Origin of the sequence: Pseudomonas gingeri, from assembly GCF_013385425.1 — a bacterium.
Taxonomy (GTDB): Bacteria; Pseudomonadota; Gammaproteobacteria; order Pseudomonadales; family Pseudomonadaceae; genus Aquipseudomonas; species Aquipseudomonas gingeri_D.
In genome coordinates, this window is sequence record NZ_JACAQA010000018.1 from 63,503 (window position 1) to 82,274 (window position 18,772).

Annotated in this window: 15 protein-coding genes; 2 read left to right on the plus strand and 13 right to left on the minus strand. The window is 58.0% G+C overall.

Annotated elements, in window-relative coordinates; genetic code table 11:
* Positions 1-27: 27 nt before the first annotated feature.
* The 10 genes from HX830_RS20540 to HX830_RS20585 all read right to left on the minus strand — a co-directional run bounded on the left by HX830_RS20540 (position 28) and on the right by HX830_RS20585 (position 10,429).
* Positions 28-1,356: an ABC transporter ATP-binding protein gene (locus HX830_RS20540; RefSeq protein WP_177102254.1), complete on the minus strand. Its 1,329-nt coding sequence runs from the start codon at positions 1,354-1,356 to the stop codon at positions 28-30.
* A gap of 5 nt (positions 1,357-1,361) precedes the next feature.
* Positions 1,362-2,171 (minus strand): ABC transporter permease, encoded by an 810-nt coding sequence (locus tag HX830_RS20545; RefSeq protein WP_177102256.1) that lies wholly within the window; start codon positions 2,169-2,171, stop codon positions 1,362-1,364.
* A gap of 36 nt (positions 2,172-2,207) precedes the next feature.
* Positions 2,208-3,146, minus strand: a complete 939-nt coding sequence (locus HX830_RS20550; RefSeq protein WP_177102258.1) for an NAD-dependent epimerase/dehydratase family protein — start codon at positions 3,144-3,146, stop codon at positions 2,208-2,210.
* A 68-nt stretch (positions 3,147-3,214) separates the two neighbouring features.
* Positions 3,215-3,934 carry a sugar phosphate nucleotidyltransferase gene (locus HX830_RS20555; protein ID WP_177102260.1) on the minus strand — a complete coding sequence of 240 codons (720 nt, stop codon included), beginning with the start codon at positions 3,932-3,934 and terminating at the stop codon, positions 3,215-3,217.
* 3 nt (positions 3,935-3,937) lie between these two features.
* Positions 3,938-5,107: a DegT/DnrJ/EryC1/StrS family aminotransferase gene (locus tag HX830_RS20560; protein ID WP_218171349.1), complete on the minus strand. Its 1,170-nt coding sequence runs from the start codon at positions 5,105-5,107 to the stop codon at positions 3,938-3,940.
* 43 nt (positions 5,108-5,150) lie between these two features.
* Complete coding sequence (locus tag HX830_RS20565) at positions 5,151-6,122, minus strand: transketolase family protein (protein ID WP_218171350.1); 972 nt, start codon at positions 6,120-6,122, stop codon at positions 5,151-5,153.
* Complete coding sequence (locus tag HX830_RS20570; protein ID WP_177102264.1) at positions 6,119-6,952, minus strand: transketolase; 834 nt, start codon at positions 6,950-6,952, stop codon at positions 6,119-6,121. The genes HX830_RS20565 and HX830_RS20570 overlap by 4 nt, the downstream gene beginning before the upstream one ends.
* Positions 6,945-7,904 carry a GDP-L-fucose synthase family protein gene (locus HX830_RS20575; protein WP_177102266.1) on the minus strand — a complete coding sequence of 320 codons (960 nt, stop codon included), beginning with the start codon at positions 7,902-7,904 and terminating at the stop codon, positions 6,945-6,947. The genes HX830_RS20570 and HX830_RS20575 overlap by 8 nt, the downstream gene beginning before the upstream one ends.
* A 2-nt stretch (positions 7,905-7,906) precedes the next feature.
* A complete protein-coding gene (locus HX830_RS20580; RefSeq protein WP_177102268.1) occupies positions 7,907-8,899 on the minus strand; it encodes a GHMP family kinase ATP-binding protein in 993 nt (330 codons plus the stop codon).
* 3 nt (positions 8,900-8,902) lie between these two features.
* On the minus strand, positions 8,903-10,429 hold the full coding sequence (locus tag HX830_RS20585) for a B12-binding domain-containing radical SAM protein (RefSeq protein WP_177102270.1): 1,527 nt from the start codon (positions 10,427-10,429) through the stop codon (positions 8,903-8,905).
* Positions 10,430-10,900: 471 nt separating this feature from the next.
* On the opposite strand from HX830_RS20585, the gene HX830_RS20590 reads away from it, so the two are divergent.
* Together HX830_RS20590 and HX830_RS20595 are read left to right on the plus strand one after the other, a co-directional pair.
* On the plus strand, positions 10,901-12,040 hold the full coding sequence (locus tag HX830_RS20590; RefSeq protein WP_177102272.1) for a carbon-nitrogen hydrolase family protein: 1,140 nt from the start codon (positions 10,901-10,903) through the stop codon (positions 12,038-12,040).
* A complete protein-coding gene (locus tag HX830_RS20595; RefSeq protein ID WP_177102274.1) occupies positions 12,037-13,077 on the plus strand; it encodes an AraC family transcriptional regulator in 1,041 nt (346 codons plus the stop codon). Before HX830_RS20590 ends, HX830_RS20595 begins: the two co-directional genes overlap by 4 nt.
* Positions 13,078-13,439: 362 nt before the next feature.
* On the opposite strand, the gene HX830_RS20600 is transcribed toward HX830_RS20595, so the two are convergent.
* The 3 genes from HX830_RS20600 to HX830_RS20610 form a co-directional block, all read right to left on the minus strand.
* On the minus strand, positions 13,440-14,345 hold the full coding sequence (locus HX830_RS20600) for a DUF2242 domain-containing protein (RefSeq protein ID WP_177102276.1): 906 nt from the start codon (positions 14,343-14,345) through the stop codon (positions 13,440-13,442).
* A 104-nt stretch (positions 14,346-14,449) separates the two neighbouring features.
* Entirely contained in the window at positions 14,450-15,145 is a 696-nt protein-coding gene (locus HX830_RS20605) for a response regulator transcription factor (RefSeq protein ID WP_103495061.1), read from the minus strand.
* A gap of 316 nt (positions 15,146-15,461) precedes the next feature.
* Positions 15,462-18,725 carry an ImcF-related family protein gene (locus HX830_RS20610; protein ID WP_177102278.1) on the minus strand — a complete coding sequence of 1,088 codons (3,264 nt, stop codon included), beginning with the start codon at positions 18,723-18,725 and terminating at the stop codon, positions 15,462-15,464.
* Positions 18,726-18,772: the final 47 nt, after the last annotated feature.

Here is an 18,772-nt window from a genome sequence, read left to right on the forward strand (position 1 = left end):
GTGTGTTCCCTCCATTGCGCCTGCACCTCATGAGCGGATCTCCTGGAGGCCAGGCACCGACAAGACGTCATATTTGACCTGTAGATCGGCAAACCCCGTGATGCCCGGGGTATCGGCGAATTTCAGCCAGATCAATGAGCGTCGTACATCCAGAAAGCGATCTTCCTCTGGCGTTACTTGAGTGCAGCCAACATCCAGGAAGTATTCAGCGCCCACCAGCCCGGCATACAGGGAAAACCTGACAACCAGGCACTCTCCAGCGTCCGCCGATAACAGGGGGTCTTTACGCATCAGCAGGTTGGTCCCGAAGACATAGGTCCCATCGAGCGACACGATGGCAAACCCCGCGGACACGCCATCAAGTTTCTTATGGAAAAGCAACTTGACCAATAGTTCCACCGTCTGGCCCGAGGCGATCGTCGGTGGATCCCTACGCCCATCAACCAGCACCTCAACATCGATTATCTGAGCCTCACCACTGCCCAGCCGCGTTTCATGAGCGTTGTAGAAAGGCCTTTCGCAGACCACATCGGCTCGCCCATTGGCCAGCAACCGCGATTGCTCCACTTCACCTGACCCAGCCTGGCCTGGTTTGTCCGACATGTCCTTTGGCTGATCCGGGCCAGATAGAAGATTCTGATAATGGTTGACCGCGGCGACAATCAGACCGTCATAGCACACGCGACCATTCTCGATCACCAGTCCACGCTGGCAAAGACGCAGCAGAGTATCGGCGCTGTGAGAGACAAACAGGATGGTTTTGCCTTGCTCGACAAACTCACGGATACGTTGGAAGCAGCGGTGCTGAAACCGCGCATCGCCAACACTCAGCGCCTCATCAATGATCAGGATTTCCGGTTCTACGTGAATGGCCGCCGCAAAAGCGACGCGTACGAACATGCCCGACGAGTAGGTCTTCACCGGCTGATCGAAGTGTTCGCCTATCTCGGCAAATGCTTCGATTTCGGGCATCTTCGCCTCCATCTTGGCTCGACTGAAGCCCATGATCGAGCCATTCAGAATCACGTTCTCCCGTCCGGTAAATTCCGGATTGAAGCCCGCTCCCAACTCGAGTAGTGCCGAAATCTTACCGCTCACACAGACGCTGCCGGTAGTCGCCTGCATCACCTCACAGATAATCTGCAGCAACGTCGACTTGCCAGAACCATTACGACCCAATACGCCGATGAACTCGCCCTTGCTCACCTCGAAAGAAACGTCATGCAATGCCCAGAACTCTTTGTGGTATTGCTTGCGCAAAGGGTGAAGCCCTTCGATCAAACGCTCACGAGGCGACGAGAACAGCCTGAACTTCTTGGAGACATTCTTCACGGAGATTACGATATCGTTTGGCATGGCGATTAAAGGACATCCGCGAATTCCGGCTTCAGCCGACGAAAGATAAAAGACCCCAGAAACAACAGAAAGAGGCTCCCCCCCCAGAAAACCAGCGTCTGATCCAATGCAGGTAAGGAAACCCTTTGGAAAATCAATGCCTCGCGATACCCCTGGACGATGTAGTACATGGGGTTATAGACCATCCATTTAGCGATGACTGGTGGCATGATGTCCGAGGACCAGACAATCGGTGTGCTCCAGAACCACAAGTTGAGCAAAATCGTCAGGGCCTGGCCAATGTCCCGATAGAACACCTGCAGCGCCGCAAGCAACCATCCCAGTCCCAACAACAGAACACCTGTGCAGAATAGAAAATAGACAAATAGCAGGCGCTCCGGGAGCAGCGGTACGTTGTAGAACAGCATTAATCCCGCTAGTACCAGTAGGAACACGCCATGAGGAATCAGGCCCGCCAGCAGATGAACCAACGGAAGGACCTCCGTGGGGAAAACCGTTTTCTTGACCAGATGGCTATTGCGGGTGACCGAATGGGTTATAGCTTGCAAGGCATCACTGAAAAAGAACCAAGGCACCAGGCCGCAGACAAACCACAGGATAAAGGAGGTGTTCACCGGTCCCTGGGAACGGAAACCGACGGCGAAGACGAAATAGAACACCGCCACCACCGCGAGGGGGTGGGCAAACGCCCACAACATCCCCCCGAGTGTTCCGACATAGCGACTCTGCAAATCACGCATAGCCAGCGCTAGAATCAAGGCGCGATGCCGAAAGACATTGCGCAACAGCTGTCTCGCAGAAAGTTGACTAGTCAAACGACGATCCTTTTATGGTCTTGTGCATCAGCACTGTCAGACGTTGCCGTAGACCATGTTCTTGATCATGGTGAAGCCCTTGATCAAGTCTTTGATGCCATCATCCAGCGACATGGAAGGCCGGTAGCCCGTCGCTTCCAGCTTGGCATTGGACACCACATAATTACGTTGGTCCTGATCCTTGCCCACCGCTGCCTCGAGGAATACGAAGTCCAGAATATGCGCTTGAATCCGCTCACACAACTCACGCTTGGAAATGTTCGCGTCCGATAGACCAACGTTGTAAATTTCACCTTTCATGGAAGAGAAATTTTCCAAACCATGCAGAAATACCCGAGCCACATCGCGCACATGAATATAGTTGCGTTTGAATGAGCTCTCGAACAATACGACAAAGCGATCATGGACAGCACGATAAGTAAAATCGTTGACCAGAAGATCCGTGCGCATCCTTGGCGACATGCCGAAAACTGTCGCCAGGCGAAAGCTGATCACATTTTCCCGTTGCATCAGCAACTTTTCGACTTCAACTTTCTCCTTGGCATACTGCGAAATCGGCCTCAGGGGTGACTCTTCAGTGCAGAAGTTGTTGGCATCCCCCGTTCCATAAGCGCTGTTCGTTGTCGGCATGAGCACAATCTGCTCAGGCGACATCAGGCGTAGCATCATCTCGATCGCATTATGGTTGATGCTCGAGGCCCCCACCGGATCGGCAATACACATGGGGGCCCCCACCAACGCCGCAAGAGGGATGACTACATCAGCCTTGCTCAACAACGGTTTCATTACACTTTCAAGGCGAATATCACCTTTCACCACACTGAAATTGGGCGCATGGCACACATGATTCAAGCTTGCCTGCTTGAACAGGAAATTATCCAGCACGGTTACTTTATGTCCGGCCTGCAGCAACGCGGGCACGAGGGTAGAACCCAAATAGCCAGCACCGCCGGTCACGAGAATGTTGTGGCTCATCGTCTGCTACCTTTTTAAATGTATAAATAATGTCAATACGGGAATGCCACAGCCCAAGTCATTCATGCTCACGATTCAATACCCGCCAGTACAAGTGCGGCGCGGTGGTAATCGTCGGGAATACCAATGTCGATAAATGTCCCGTCAGTAGCGAAGCCCGACAACGGCGCCCCACAGCCAAGCAAGCTTGGTAGAAGCTCATCCTCCAGCGATAGCGCCTCGCCCGCGACAAACGGCATGTTTGTCAAACTGCTTCGGCGCACCCAATAGACGCCACCATTGGCAAGGCAACCCGCTAGCCCGCGCTGCGATGCCAGCGAAATAATCTGTCGCTTCTGGTCCAGCTCAAGGCCCATGTAACGGTTTGCCTCACCCGCGCGGAAAAGGGACAACGTCCAGTCCGCGACTGTTTGCCGGGCGAACCGGTCCAGCGCCGCGAGCTCAACGGCAAAGAAGGTATCGCCGTTAAGGACCAGGCAAGCATCCTCATCCCTCAACTGGGACGCAGCCAGCAGTAATCCGCCCCCGGTACCCAGGCGCTCATGCTCAACCGCATAGGCCACCTCGGCGCCGCGATAAGAGCTGCCGAAGTGCTCGGTAACGACATGACATTGATAACCCACCGACAGGATGAAACGACGGATACCCTGACCGATCCAATAGTCCATCAAAGACTCGAGAAAGGGTCGACCGTTGACGGGGGCCATCGGCTTGGGCACGTCAGACACAACACTGCGCAAACGAGTCCCCAAGCCGCCGGCCAGGATGATAGCCGTAGTCACGGTCATGGCTTACACACCATTCAGGAAGCGGCAAAGTTCGTCAATTTCCTCATCTCGCAGGTCCGGAAAGTTGCCGATGTAAAACCCGTAGAAATGGATGTGCTCCGTTTCGGGAAACTCACGGTGGTAATCCACTGGCACAATCCCCTTGAGATAAGGCTGGCGCAGTTGATTGCCGCCGCCGGCACTGCCCCGGCGGAACTCGATCCCGCCTTCCTTCATATGCGCCATGAGCCGCTGCGCCAGTGCCTGATCCGGCTCGCGCAAGACCAAATTGAACGCGTAGTTACTTGAGCCTTCCAGCTTGAAGTCGGTGCGGTACTTCTGCGGATCAATCCCCTTGAGGAAACGATGCAGGTTCTCTGTACGACGTGCGACATTGGCCGACAAGCGTTTTAGTTGCCTGCGCCCCAGAATCCCGCCAATTTCCGTATTGCGCGTGTTGAATGCAGGGAAAGCGAAAATGAAATCCGGATTGAGCCCAGGGTTGTCCTCCTGGTACCGGGCCCGAAACGCGGGATCGTCAGACTCCCGCACCATACCGTGGGAACGCAACATCCGGGCTTGTTGATAAACCAGCGGATCATTGGTGCAGATCATCCCCCCTTCGATGGTGCTCATATGGTGGGCATAGTAGAACGAGAAATTGGAAACCCATCCCAGGCTCCCCAGGCGACGCCCGTTATGTTCGGCACCATGGGACTCGCACACATCCTCGATCAACGGAATGCCTCGCCGCTCCAACACCTGCATGACCTCGTCGTCGATACCGTCAAAACCTTGCACATGAGTCAGAAATACTGCCCTAGTCCGCTCGTTCAGCTTGCTCAGGATCTCTTCCGGTGCCATCGAAAGGGTGCGCGGATCGATATCGGTGAATACTGGCGTGAAACCGTTTTGCAGAACGCTGGCGATATCGGATACCCAGGTCAGGGAGGGTACGATAACTTCCCCCCCTTCGGGGTAGCGGAGCTTGAGCAGGGCCATGGTCAGCAGGTTTGCCGAGGCTCCGGAGTTTACGAAAACGCTGTACTTGACCCCCAGCCATTGCGACCACTCCACCTCAAAGGCTCTCACGTGCTCACCATGAGTCAGCTTGGGATCGTCCTGACGCAGATGTTCAATCACCGCATCCAAATCTTCCCGCAAGATGTTGTTACGCATTAGGGGGTATTTCATAGTCGACGATTGCTCCATTGCACATGTAGTCATGAAATAGGGATCAGAATGAACTGTGAAAATCTAGGGCCTTCTGGATAACGGCATGGCTGCCGATGCCCACCTGCTCATGCAGGGTTTCGCGGTTGCCCAGCTCGAATCGATACTGCGGCGCCACACCAATATTCAAGAATGGTTTTCCTGGAACACGCCGGGACAGCAGGTTGAACAGTAAAGCGTCCAGCCCACCAATCCCCTGGAAACCCTCTTCCAGCGAGACGATCCCGCGAGCATCCCGAAGCAGGGAGAGCAGTGCCTCTTCATCGAATCCGCTTAGATCGAACAGATCCACGACGGTCACCATCAGCCCCTGACCGGCAAGGCTATCGGCTACTTTAAGCGCGGTTTGTGTCATGTAGCCCGTTGAAACCAGGCAAAGCTCCCGCCCCTCACCATGCTCATGAAAGCCACGCTTAAAGTCAGGCGGGTTGAGACTGTAAATCGGCGGAAGGACCTGGGCGTCCAGACGCAGGTATTTGATACCTGGTCGTGTCAGACATTCGGCAGCCAACAGACCGGAAGTCACTTGATCGGCGGGAGAGAACACCTGCATGTTCGGCAAGCTGCGCATCAGTGTAATGTCTTCGTAACACTGGTGGGTTGGGCCTGAAACCACATAGCTGTAACCGGCTCCCACCCCGATCAGACTGACGTTGAGCGGGCGAACCATGGACAGCAAGGCCAAGTTGACCCGGATCTGTTCAAAACAACGCATCGTGATAAACGGCGCGATTGCATAAGCGAAGACCTTGAACCCCTCAAGGGCCAAACCGGCCGATACGTTGATCAGGTTCTGCTCGGCGATGCCGACATTGACGAACCTGTGCGGGTAACGCTCGCGAATGAGATCAAGCACCGGCGAACCAAAATCGGCGGTGACGAAAAACACATCGTCGCTCTCCATGGCCTCGAGGATTGACGAGAGCAACGTGTCACGCATAGCGCGTGGTTTTATCGATGGCTGCATGACACTCATTGTCCGGCTCCCAGCAATTGATCCATCAGCTGCGGCGCGATCGGGGTAATGTGTGACAACGGCGCATTTTCCAGGCCCGGCACCCTATGGCCCTTGCGGGTATTGACGATAATGACCTGCGGTTTGCCCGCGTCACTGGCGCGGCTGACATTCAACGCATGGGCTATAGCTTGCGGAGAATGACCGTCGGCCACCACCTGAGTCGACCATCCGAATGCGCTGAACTTGGCGCTCAAATCACGGTGGGAGACAATATCGTCAGTGGGGCCAAGCATGCTGATCTGGTTGTTGTCGACGAGCACCGTGAGGTTATCCAAACGGTGCTGTGCGCAAAACATGAAGGCCTCCCAATTAGAACCCTCGTGCAACTCGCCATCCCCGGTGACAACATAGACTCGCTGATCCAGCCCGCGTCTTTTTAACGCCAACGCCATGCCCGCTCCCACGCCAACGCCATGCCCCAGCGAGCCGTTGATCGTTTCATAACCCGGGATCACCGGATCCGGAATGCCTCCCAGAAAGCTTCCCGCCAGACACACGCGTTCCAGTTCAGCCGCCGGGAAATAGCCGAGATCGGCCAGGATGGGGTACATACAGAGCGAGCCGTGGCCTTTGCTGATGATGCATCGGTCTCGTCCCGGCCAGCGTGGATCAGCCGGTTTTTGCCGCAAAAAACCACCATAGTAGAGCGTCACGAAAATCTCGATAGGCGACAAGGACGACGCCACTCGAGTCTCCGGTGCTCGCTGGTGGATCTTCAAGGTTTCTCGCCAAACCCAGCGGGCTTTTTCCAGTAACTGCCCGGTGAGAGCAGATTCGATATCATGCATGGCAACTTTCACTCTCCAGAAAAGACGCATACGTTTGGCGGATCCCCATTTCAAGGGATATACCCGGCTGCCAGCCAAGTGCCTGCATCCGTGAGCTATCGAGTAACTTTCGCAACGTGCCGTCAGGCCGTTGGGTATCCCAGCGAATGTCACCACGGTAGCCGACGATATTGGCGATCAGTCGAGCTAATTCGCTGATCGGCAGGTCATACCCTGTACCGATGTTAATGGGCAATTCGATGGACGAAAGATCCGCATTCAATAGTAAATGGCAGGCTGCGGCTAAATCGTCCGCATGAATGAATTCGCGCCGTGGTGCACCACTTCCCCAGAGAGTGGTAACCGCATCATCGGTTCGAAGCGCACGATCGAAACGACTAATCAATGCCGAAAGAACGTGCCCGGACTGAGGATCAAAGTTATCGTTAGGCCCATAGACACTATTGGGAATCACCGGAATAAAGCGTTGTTCGCCGTACTGCCGGTTGTATGCCAGGCACATGTGCACCCCCGCCAGTTTCGCCATGGCATAGGCCATGCTGGTCGCTTCCGGCTTTCCACTGAGCAGCGCCGCCTCGGTCATGGGCTGAGTAGCCTCGCGTGGATACATGCAGGACGAGCCGAAAAACAACAGACGCTGCACACCGCAACGATGAGCGCTCTGTATCACATTGGTCTGAATTTCCAGATTATGCGTAATAAAATCAGCGGGATAGGTGAGATTATCGACGATCCCCCCGACCTTGCCCGCCGCGAGAATCACCACCTCCGGCCGCTGATCGGCGAAGAATGCTTCAACCACTCGCTTGTCGCCCAGCTCCAGCTCATCGTGCTCACGCAGAATCAGGTTGGTAAAGCCCGCGGCAGTAAAGTGCCTGACAAATGCCGAACCGACCAGTCCGCGGTGCCCGGCGATGAATATCCCTGATCCTTCGAAAAAAAACGGCGGCATATTTAAAATCCATTGGGCTGATAAAGAACCACGCGACTACCAGAACTCTCAAACTGGAACGGCACATGAATCAGGTCTTTCAAAGACTCAATGACCTGCCGCTGCAATTCGGGCTTGACGAAAAACAACATAAAACCTCCGCCCCCCGCGCCCAGCAACTTGCCACCTGTGGCTCCCGCCGATCTGGCAATACTGTAGATATGGTCGAGATCAGGATTACTGATCCGGTTCGACAAGCTTTTTTTCAGGCACCATCCTTCATGAAGCAGAGTACCGAAGTCATCCAGCGTCCCAGGGGCCTGAAGAACCGATAATGATTCATCCGCCATCTGCATGATCTGTGTCAGTTCGCGGTGCCGCGAAGATATATTCTTGATTTGACTCTGTGCAATTTCTGATGCGACTCGGGAAAATCCGGTAAAAAACAGCATCAAATGCTCTTGCAAGGACTGTAGCCGATCCTCGGGCAAGATAATCGGCGCAACATTGAAGCCGCCATCGCGATGAAAATCAATACGATTGAAGCCACCATAAGCCGCCGCGATCTGGTCCTGTGAACCGACGCTTTCCTTAATCAGGTCCTGCTCGATATGTATTGCCAACTTCGCCAGGGAGTTCTGGGAGATCTGTTCACCACTCAGTGCTTTCAACGCATGTAAAAGCCCTACGGTAAACGACGAGCTGGACCCCAACCCCGAGCGCGCCGGCAAATCACCATCATGGTGTATCTCCAGCCCTCGATCACAGGCCATGTAACGGAGTACCTCACGCACCGAGGGGTGTTGAATCTCGTTCGGGTTCATTACGTTTTCGATCGCAGAATAAACGATCCGATACTTATGATCGAAAAACGGAGGCAAATGACGACAATTTATATAGCAATACTTGTCAATCGAGGTGGAAACAACCACTCCACCCTCCTCACGAAACCAGCCCGGATAATCGGTACCCCCGCCAAAAAAAGAAATACGATAAGGTGTGCGCGTTACAATCATAGGTTAATCCCCCAGTAGTTTGCGCTTCAACTTTATACGCGTCATATCCTCAACATTCTGGCGCTGTGCAAGTCCAAATTTCTCCTGAACAAGCTCTAGATACAGCGGATTAGTAAAATAACGTTGCCAAGCCTCATCTCGAAACCGCAGTACCTGCGCGGCCGTCAGATATTTCGTGGGCAAGGGTTCGCATTCATAAGACAAAAACGCATAACCTTCATAGCTGGAGGGCAACGACCAACCTTTTTCACGCGCCATTCGATTCATCGGACTTCCTGGCAATGCCTGACAAGGGTACATATTGGTCATTTCGCAATTCAGTTCAATGGCCAGATCCAGCGTTTCCTGCATAGTTTCCAAGGTATCTTCGGGAAATCCAAAAATAAAGTTACTGATGACGTTGATTCCACAACTTCGAATCCTGTCACAGACTTCACGTATATTAACCTCCTTGAATGACCCCTTTGAAACCTCTTGGCGAACCATCTGATTGCCTGCTTCTACGCCCAGTGCCAGCCAATTGACTCCAGCCTTCTTGAAACATTCCAACGCGTCACGACGAACGGTATCGACGCGAGAATAGGTCCACATATTGAAATTGAAATCGCGCTCGATAACCTGGTCCAGAATCGGCTGATAGAATTTGCGATTGAGGAAGAACATTTCATCACTGATACGGAGCGTGTGCACACCCAGCCGGGCCAGCTTCTCCATCTCCCGCATCACCCAGGCAGGACTCCAGAATCTCATGCCACGAAAGCTCGCAGCGTCAACATCATCGGAGTTGTCAGTCCGATTAAGGATATTGATCATGCAGAAGTTGCAACCAAAATTGCAGCCCAGGGAGGTATAGATAGCTGCAAATGGTGTGCGATTGCCATGATCAAATCCAGCGTGCCAAAAGTGCGCCCGATACAGATCCAGTGGGCGTTGCTTGTAGGGCAGGAGATCCCAGGCATAACCAGGCAGATCGATGTCCATGCGCTCCTGCGGCACCAGTCGCTCGGGCGCATTGAGCACCGGCATGGGAAAGTTTGCCGGACCCGATTGTTTGTAACCTATACCCTTGATCGAAGGAAGATCATCGCCCAAGTTGCTTCTGAGCAAGGCGTGTAATGCATAAACCCCTTCGTTGAGCAGAACAATATCAATACAGGCGTGAGCCAGGACCTCTCGAGGTAACGCGCTGACGTGGGAGCCGACAAAGCAGATCTTGAATAACGAAGACTGCTCTTTAAGTACTTTTGCAAGCTCGAGAGCCCCAATCATGCTGGTGGTGCCGGAATTGGGATTTTGTCCATAAACGACGAATACAACCAAGCGCGCCCGACAATCCTCTATCCGTAGAACCGACTGTTCCAAGGTCAACCGTTCTGCGTCACAATCAAGAATCGCCGCCTCAAACCCCAGGCTGCGACACGATTGCGCCAGAAGCAGAGACCATGTCGGCGGTTCTATTGCAGAGTAGATATCAGCCAGGCCCTGATAGGCCTTGGCAGAAGAGTCAGGCGTTACAAATAACACATCCATAATGCTATTCCCCCTTCTACATTCGATCCAATAGCACTCGTCATCACACAGGATAACGGTGCCGACCATGTAGCACGATCAAGGAGCAACCTGCTGCCCCTACATCCCCGCGGCAAAACTACCCCCCCTTCCTTGCGGCCCACTTACCAACCGCTAGTAACGCCAAGGGTTACGCCGTAAACATTACCTCCGACCCAACTGCTCTCTCTAAACGCCAGACATCTCGACTTCCTTGATTCGAACCATTCGCAATTTATACAATCCAAGAGAACTTATGGCTTGTTGCCATCATTTAACAACAGCAATCATTGACAAGAAGAACACAAAGTGATATTAAAAATCAACAGATTAGTACCACGTAAAAACAACTCTAAATAATCAGCAAAATATGTACCAGGCCACTGTTTTGCCATAATATTGATTAAAATCCGAAAAAAGCATCACACTCCCGGTCGTTCGTTATCCGCCCCCATGCACAAATTCCTGCTCTTCTCCTTATCGGTCCTGCTGCTCGCCAGCGTCGTCGGTTATGGCGTGTGGACCCAGCAACGCGGCAGCGGCCACTACCTCTCGGACCTGCGTATCCGCCTGGCCGTGAACCAGGGCGTGGCGGGCGAGCACGGCAACCTGCTGGGCCTGCAACCGGAGCTGTTTCCCAACGACTACCAGAGCCCGGCGCGCCTGCACCGCAAGTTGGCGGCCTATCTGCAACAGGCCCGTGGCCTGGGACTACTGAACGCCAAGACCATTGTGGTACTGCCCGAACATATCGGCACCTGGCTGCTGCTGCGCGGGGAAAAGGATGACCTCTACCAGGCCCTCGACCAGCAGGAGGCGATGAACTGGCTGATGCTCGGCAACCCGCTGAAGCTGCTCGGTGCCCTGTTCAATGCCAAGGGCCGCAGCTTCCTCGAAGACGCCCGCCTGCGCATGAAGGCCAAAGGCATGGCCCAGGATTACCAGGCGGTGTTCGGCGGCCTGGCGAAAGAATTCGGCGTCACACTGGTGGCCGGCTCCATCGTCCTGCCGGATCCCAGCGTCGAGCAAGGCAGCCTGAAAATCGGCAAGGGCGCGCTGTACAACGTCAGCCTGGTCTTCGCCGCCGACGGCCGCCCCCTCGGCCTGCCCCAGCGCAAGCTCTACCCGACCTTCGACGAACGCGGTTATATCAAGGGTGGCGAACGCCAGGAGCTGAATGCCGTGGAGACCCCGGCCGGGCGCCTCGGCGTACTGATCGGCAGTGACAGTTGGTACCCGGACAACTACCGCCGGTTTGACGAACTCGGCGTGTCACTGATTGCGGTGAGCGCCTCGCTACCCGGCAAGAACAGCTGGGAACAGCCCTGGCGCGGCTTCAAGAACGCGGCCACGCCGGCGGAGATCAGCCTCAGGCCCGGCGAACTCGGCGAAGGTGAAGCCTGGCATCGCCTGACCCTGATCAGCCGCGCCCCCGCCAGCCAGTCCACGGCCGGCATGACCGTGTTTCTCCGTGGCCAGTTCTGGAACCAGCGTTATTCGGGACAGAGCTTTATCAGCCGGGACGGGCGCTCCATCGACGGGCAGGACGGCAGTGATCGCGGTGCCCGCCTGCTGAACCTGTGGCTGCCATGAAGCCGGTATCAATGCGCCTGGGCGACCTGTCCGTGAGCTTCGTCCACAGCCTCGCGGAGGCGGTGAGCAGCCATGGCCAGGACGCTGGGGCGCTGCTGGAGCAATATGGGCTGGACCCGGCGCGCCTGGCCGAGCCCGGCGCCCGGCTGTCGATTCCGCGCTATATGCGCCTCGGGCACGCGGCGATCCAACTGACCGGCGACCCGGCCCTGGGCTTGCGCATGGGTCGTTTCAGCCGACTCCCCCAGGCGGGCCTTGCCGGTATCACCGCCGCCCAGGCACCGACGGTACGTGAAGCGGCGCGAACCCTGACCCGCTTCGAAGCGCTCTACGGCTCCAACTATCGCGGGCAGTCGAGTTTCCACGAAGACACCGACGGCGCCTGGCTGCGCTTCTACTCCATCAGCCCGTACAACGCCTATAACCGCTTCGTGGTGGACTCGATCATCGCCGGCTGGCTGCAACAGCTGGCCAGCGTCGGCGGCGAAACGCTGCACGCCGAACGCATCGACATCGAATTCGCCGAACCGGACTATGCGGCGGCCTACAAGGGGCTGGGTGACTGCCAGGTGCACTTCGCCGCCGAGCATAATCAATTGCGCCTGAGCCAGGCCAGCCTGGGCCTACGCAACCCGAACCATTGCCCCGGGACCTGGCGGCACCTGCTGCAACTGTGCGAACGGGAACTGGAACAACTGACGCGCACCCGCAGTCTGCGTGAACGTATCACTCAGTTGCTGGGTCCTTTGCTCAATGGCGGTCGGGAACCCGACCTGGAAGAAGTGGCGGCACGCCTGAAGCTGCCGACCTGGACACTGCGTCGCAAACTGGCCGAGGAAGGCACGCAATTTCGCGCCATTCTCAACGACACTCGCCGTGACCTGGCGATGACCTATATTCGCGACACCGAACTGGCTTTTGGCGAAATCGCCTACCTGCTCGGGTTTGCCTCAGCCGAGGCCTTTCAACGGGCTTTCAAACGCTGGAACGGCCAGACACCCGGCGAGTTCCGCCGCAGCCAGCGGCATTCGGCCTGAGCCGAAAAACGACCGCTTACAGCTCGGTCGCGTCTTCAGCCGGCTCAACGGGGTCCAATTCGAAAGCACTGAACTCCAACAGCTCTTCTTGATAGTCATCCATCGTCAAACTCCTTTTTCGCTCGTGGGTAAACCGCTGTCTTGCTGACCGCGCCTTTGGGAACGGGCTGGATCCAGCATAGGGGTCCCATGTGAAGGAAAAATGAAGCACCCCGTCTGCCCAGGCACTTGAATAAGGGCCTGAAATAAAAAACTAGCAGAACGGTCAGAATTTACCCACTTTTATTTTGCGGGCAGCGTCCCCTGTCACAAGGTCACGGGATCGAGGTCGACAAACCCGACCCCGCCACCTTGTGCTCGGCTTACTGAGCCGCAGGCGCCGGAGCCGCCGGTTCGCTGGCCGCTGGCGTCGGGGCAGGCGTCGGCTCGGCGGGGGTTGCCGGGGCGGCTGGAGTGGCGGGAGCCTTCTCGAGCGGCGTTACCGGAGCGGCTTCGGCTGGCGCGGCGACCGGTTCGGACGCGGCAGGAGCCGCCGGAGTGGCAGGAGCTACAGGAGCTACAGGAGCACTATGCACAGGGTCCGCGGCCTTCGCTGCCGGCGCAGGCGTCGGGTCCGCCGGCTTGGCCTCGACGGCCTTGTGCTCTGACGCCTTGGGATCCGCCGCCTTGGCCGGCACCGCTTCGGGCATCCCCAGTTCGGCCTTGGGTTTCTCGTCGGTATGTTTTTCTTTTTTCACTTCAGGTGGCAGGAACAGCTCCACCAGGGTGAAGAAACGGTCATAGAAGGTCGCCGAGGACACGGTCTCGCTGGCCACCTTGACCATCGAGTCATCCGTCGAGCCGATCGGCATCGACACCGAGCCCAGCACGCCCACGCCGAGGCTCGCGGAGTTGTTGACCTTCTTCAGTGCATAACGGTCCTGCAGGGCGTTGGCGAACATGGTCGAGCGATGATTGGCCGCGCCATCCGCGGCACAGACCACGCTGAAGCTGATCTGCATGTGGGTATCGCCGGTCTGCTGGAAGCTCTTGTTGCCGCTGATCAGCTTCGGGTCGCTGCTGGTGATGATATAGCCCTGGCTGAGCAAGGCACGCCGGGCCGCTTCACAGGAGGCCGCGTCGCTCACACCGTAATTGCGTGAGAACGTGCCGGCGTCGTCGAAATTTTCCCGTTCGTAAACGGCGGTCTTGGTGGTCGACGAGCAGCCCGCGGCGCCCGCCAGCATCAGTGCCAATGCAACGGCACGCAAGTGGAATGATGTCGACATTGAAAATCCTGAGGAAAAACGGTCCGGGGCGTATTGTGCATCAGTTCGACATCGCTGAGCGCACACTGAACAGGTGTGACAGCGAATTTTCAGGAAAATGCAGATCAGCGCCCCTCCATCTGATAACGCACCTTGTACAACTCGTTGTCGCCACGCAGTCCCAGCTTGCGAAAGGCCGCCTGCTTCTGGGTACTGATGGTCTTGATACTGCGTGAGAACTTGCGCGCAATATGGCTTACCGACAAGCCGTCCAGGCAGCAGCGCAGCACCTCGTGCTCGCGCACCGTCAGTTCGGAGGTCCTGGCCAGCACGTCGAGGCTGGCGACCTCGGATTCCGAGGCCGGCGTGGCGATGTCGAGCCGCGACACCTCATGCACCTGCAATGCCTCTGCCATGTCCGGGTGCAGGTAGACCTTGCCGGCCGCCACCTGACGAATGGCCAGGACGAACTCGTCGGAATTCAGCTCCTTGCCGATAAAGCCGCTGGCCCCGCAGCGCAGCGCCAGGGCCACCGTCGCCGGTACATACAGGGACGAAATGATCAGCAGCCGCAGCTTGGGAAAGCGGATCTTCAAGGTACGAATCAGGTTCAGGCCGTCGACCTCGCCCGAGCGCAACGAGTAGTCCATCACCACCAGGTCGACTTCCTCCTCGCGCAAGGCGGCCATCAGCGTCGAACCACGGCTGAAACTGCCCAGCAAGAGGAGATCGGCCTCGGCCTGGATCTTGATCTCCATGCCGCACAGGACCAGGCTGTGGTCGTCCAGAATCATGAGGCGGGTAGGCTTTTTCTCGAGCATGGACTCTCCTGCACTGCTGCCAATGAAAAACTGACTCGGCAGTGGTCAGGTCCGACCGACGCAAAATCGTTGTGCGGACCGCCACCCCTTCACCATGGCATCCTGCCCAACCGATACATCCCCTGATCCGCAGGGCCCCTCACCCTGCGCCAGACTCCCACCCGGCCAGCCGCGCCACGATGACGATCGGCGCCTCTGGCGTGGGCTATGGGAGGTCATGCTAAACAGTCGTCGGTGCATCCGACATAGGATATTTCCACGGGCCCATTACGAAACCGACCTTCATGGTGCAGGACAGGCCAAATACCGACAGTCGCTACGTCGATGGGCATCGGAAATCGCTGAGGATCTTGCGGCCGAAGGGATGGTCAAGGCTGGCGCTGCGCAATTGCAGCACCACCTCGACGTCCTCGAAGCCCAGGGTCAACCAGTAACCTTCTCCGCTCGGCGCCGGCACCAGGCGCCCCTGTTCCATAAAGCGGAACCAGGCCCAGGGCCCTTCGGCCGAGCGCACCAGGGTCCGACCGTCGATCAGCGTGACCACCATCCTCAACTGGCTGCCCAGGGCCCGGGTCGGCCAGGTGAACAGGCTGGGACGGATCGGACCGTGGGCATAGCTGAGCTGCAACTCGTCCAGGGTCAGGCGCACCTGGGCGATGCTTTCATCCATGGACACGGGACTGAGCTCAAAATCGACCCGTGCGACGTCGGACGCAGCAGGGAAGAACGCCCGGCGAATCTGCTCCGCACGTCGGAACTGCGCCGCCACTTTGCCCTCCAGCAACGTGACGTCCGGATGGCTGCGCTGGAAATCCTGCAGCAACCCGGCAGGTGCGAACAAGCGGTTGAAGTCCGCCAGCGATAGCTGCTCCCGGGCCTGCCGGTCAAAGGGATAGCGCTGGGCGAGCAGCCGCGAGCATTCGGGGCCCAGTTGCAGGTTCAGGTTGGCACCGACCGTCGCCACCGTCTTCTGATGCAGATGTTGCCGGCCGACACTGACGATATCGGCGAACAGCGGATGCAGCAGCGGCGGCAGGCTGTCGATCTGCCGTCTCAGCTGCTCCAGGGCATCCACCGGCGGGCTCGGCAAGCCCATCGCCAAGGCTTGCTCGCGGGCCTGGAGGTAAACCGCCGCCTGGGCCAGGGCTTCGCGCAATGCCTCAAGCCCGGCGGCGCTGCCTTCGGTCAGCTGTTGCAGCAGCGCAAAGTGCCGGTTGACCGGGTGCTCCTCGGCGGCAATCGTGGCAGGCAGCGCCTTGGCCACCTCCGAGGAGAAACCGGAGGCCAGTGACGACACTTGCTGACGCGCCCTGTCGACCAGACGCTGGGGAACCTCGGGGATCTCCAGACGGGTTTCACGCCCTGCCGCGCGCAGCAGACTGAACAGCGCCGAGTCGGCCCGCGACAACCGCTCGAGCCTGAGGGCCAGGGATTCGGGCTGGTCGAGGCCAACCAGTTGCAAGTCGGCAAAGAAGTTTTCCCAGTGACGGATATAGTCCTGTGCATAAAGCGCCGACACTTCGTTGTGCAAGGTCAGCGCGTCCAGCCGCAGCCCCTCGCCCATGACCCAGTCTTCATCCTTGAGCACCTCGGCCACCAGTAGCGGCAGGCGGATCCGCAGTTGTTCATAGCCCTTGGGGCTGAAGCGTGCGGGAACACCTCGGTTCAAGGGCTCGCCGCTACGCCGGGCAAGACTCAGCAGCCCCTCGCTGCCGCTGACCGCGACGACACTGAAATCCTCCGCGTCGGCACTGGCCAGCATTGTGCTCAACAGGGCGTACAGGCGCTGCTGTTGCGGCTCGCTACGCAGTTGTCGACGCTCCCGCTCGACCCACTGCGGATCGACGCTCAGCACCGGCCCCGTCGCCAGCAGCGGTATCAGTGCCCGGGCATGAACCTGCAATTGCTCGCGTTGCTCCGGGGCCAGCGACTGACCGAGATCGCCCCGCACCCGGGCCAACAGCCAGTCTTCGAAGGCCACCGATTCGAAGCGGCCCTGGCCGCCCAGCATCAGGTAAAAGCGCAGACGCTCCTGGCGCTCGCTATACGGCTCGTTCAACGGGGAATGCTGCAAGCTTTGCACAACGCCAGGCAGCAATTCTTCGAGTAACGCCCGCTGGTAAAGGCTACGGGTCTGGCCCAGCAAGCGGCGATACTCGCTCAACCAGAAGCCGGGCCACAACCCGGCGCCCGAGGGTGGATAGGCCAGGTTCCTGAAGTGCGCCAGGCGTTCGAGCAGCGTCGGCGTCACACTCGCTCCGGTAGCGCTGGCCGGTAACTGCTCAAGCAAAACTTGTTGCTCGGTCAGCCACTGCAACTGCCGGGTCTGCTGCCAGTACCCGTTGCCGAGCAGCGTTGCCAACAGAATGACCAGGGCCGCCGCGCCGAAGACCAGCAACCAGCGCCCCCCGCCCGCACCCCGCGACAAGAATCCCCACCAGCGCCCGTGACGTCGACTCTGTTGCAGACAACGGACCAAGCGTTGGCTGGCAGCCCGGGTGCCCGGTTCGAACCGCAAGTGGCCGCTGCAATGCAGCGATTGCAGATGGACCTGCGCAACCCGCGGCTGCTCGAAAAACACCGTTTGCAGATAAGGCTGCAAGACCTCGCCGAACTGTCGCCACAAGCGCGGGAAACCGTAGAGTTGAACCCGCGTAGCGGTCTGTGTCTCTCTCTGCAAACGCTCAGGTATTGTGTCTTGCACCGCCGCGAAGGTGCGGACAAGGCGCTCTGCCAGCCCCGACAGGTTCTGCCGATTGCGCCCATGGGCAAAGGCCAGCGCCAGGTCTCGTTCCTCGGCCGGCAAGGCCAGCAAGGACGGCTCGAATCCCGGCAAGCGATCACAGTGGGTGACGATCACCTGCACCGGCAAGCCCTGACCGAACCGGGCGCCCAGCTCTTCCAGGCGCGCCCGCAGGATCAACGCCTGGGCATCGCGGGCGGCGGGCGCCAGGCGCAACAGATGCACCGCATTGAGCACCAGCACCGCTCCCGCAACCCCCAAGCCGTGACGACGCGAGCGGCTCAGTTCATCGAGCAGGCAACGCCATAACCCTTTGCCGTCAGGATCGGCCTGGGTCAGCAACGCGGCGCTCACGGCCATGACGGAAAAAGCGCCGATACGCCCTGGGTGCAAATCATCATGCGGCAACTCGTCGCCCGTGGGTGCGCGACGGCCCTTTTCTCCCATCAGACTGCGCTTGCCGGCACCGGTCGCCCCCAACAGCAGGAACACCGGGCCGCTGGCGTTGGCCTGGCTTTCCAGGCGCCAGTGCTCCAGCCGCTCGCGCAAGCGCCGTTCCCGGGTACCAGGAGGATTGAGTTGCTGCAACGCCGACTGCGCCGCCTCGGCGCGGAGCAACTCCCGACGCTTGCGCCGTCGCCGGGCCCACCCGAAAAAAATCAGCCCCACCAGGTACATAGGGCCCAGCAACAGCCACTGCTGCCAGTCCTGGGCCAGCGGCGCAACACCATCGATAGACAAGCGCGGCCCCTGATGGCGGACCAGCAGGGTCAGCAGATAAAGCCCCACCACCAGCGGCAGCGCCCGCAACAGGTTTTTCAGCAATCTCAAGAGCATGGTGGCAGTCATCCGGCGAGGGCAAATGGGGTGACGCGCCCCCTGGC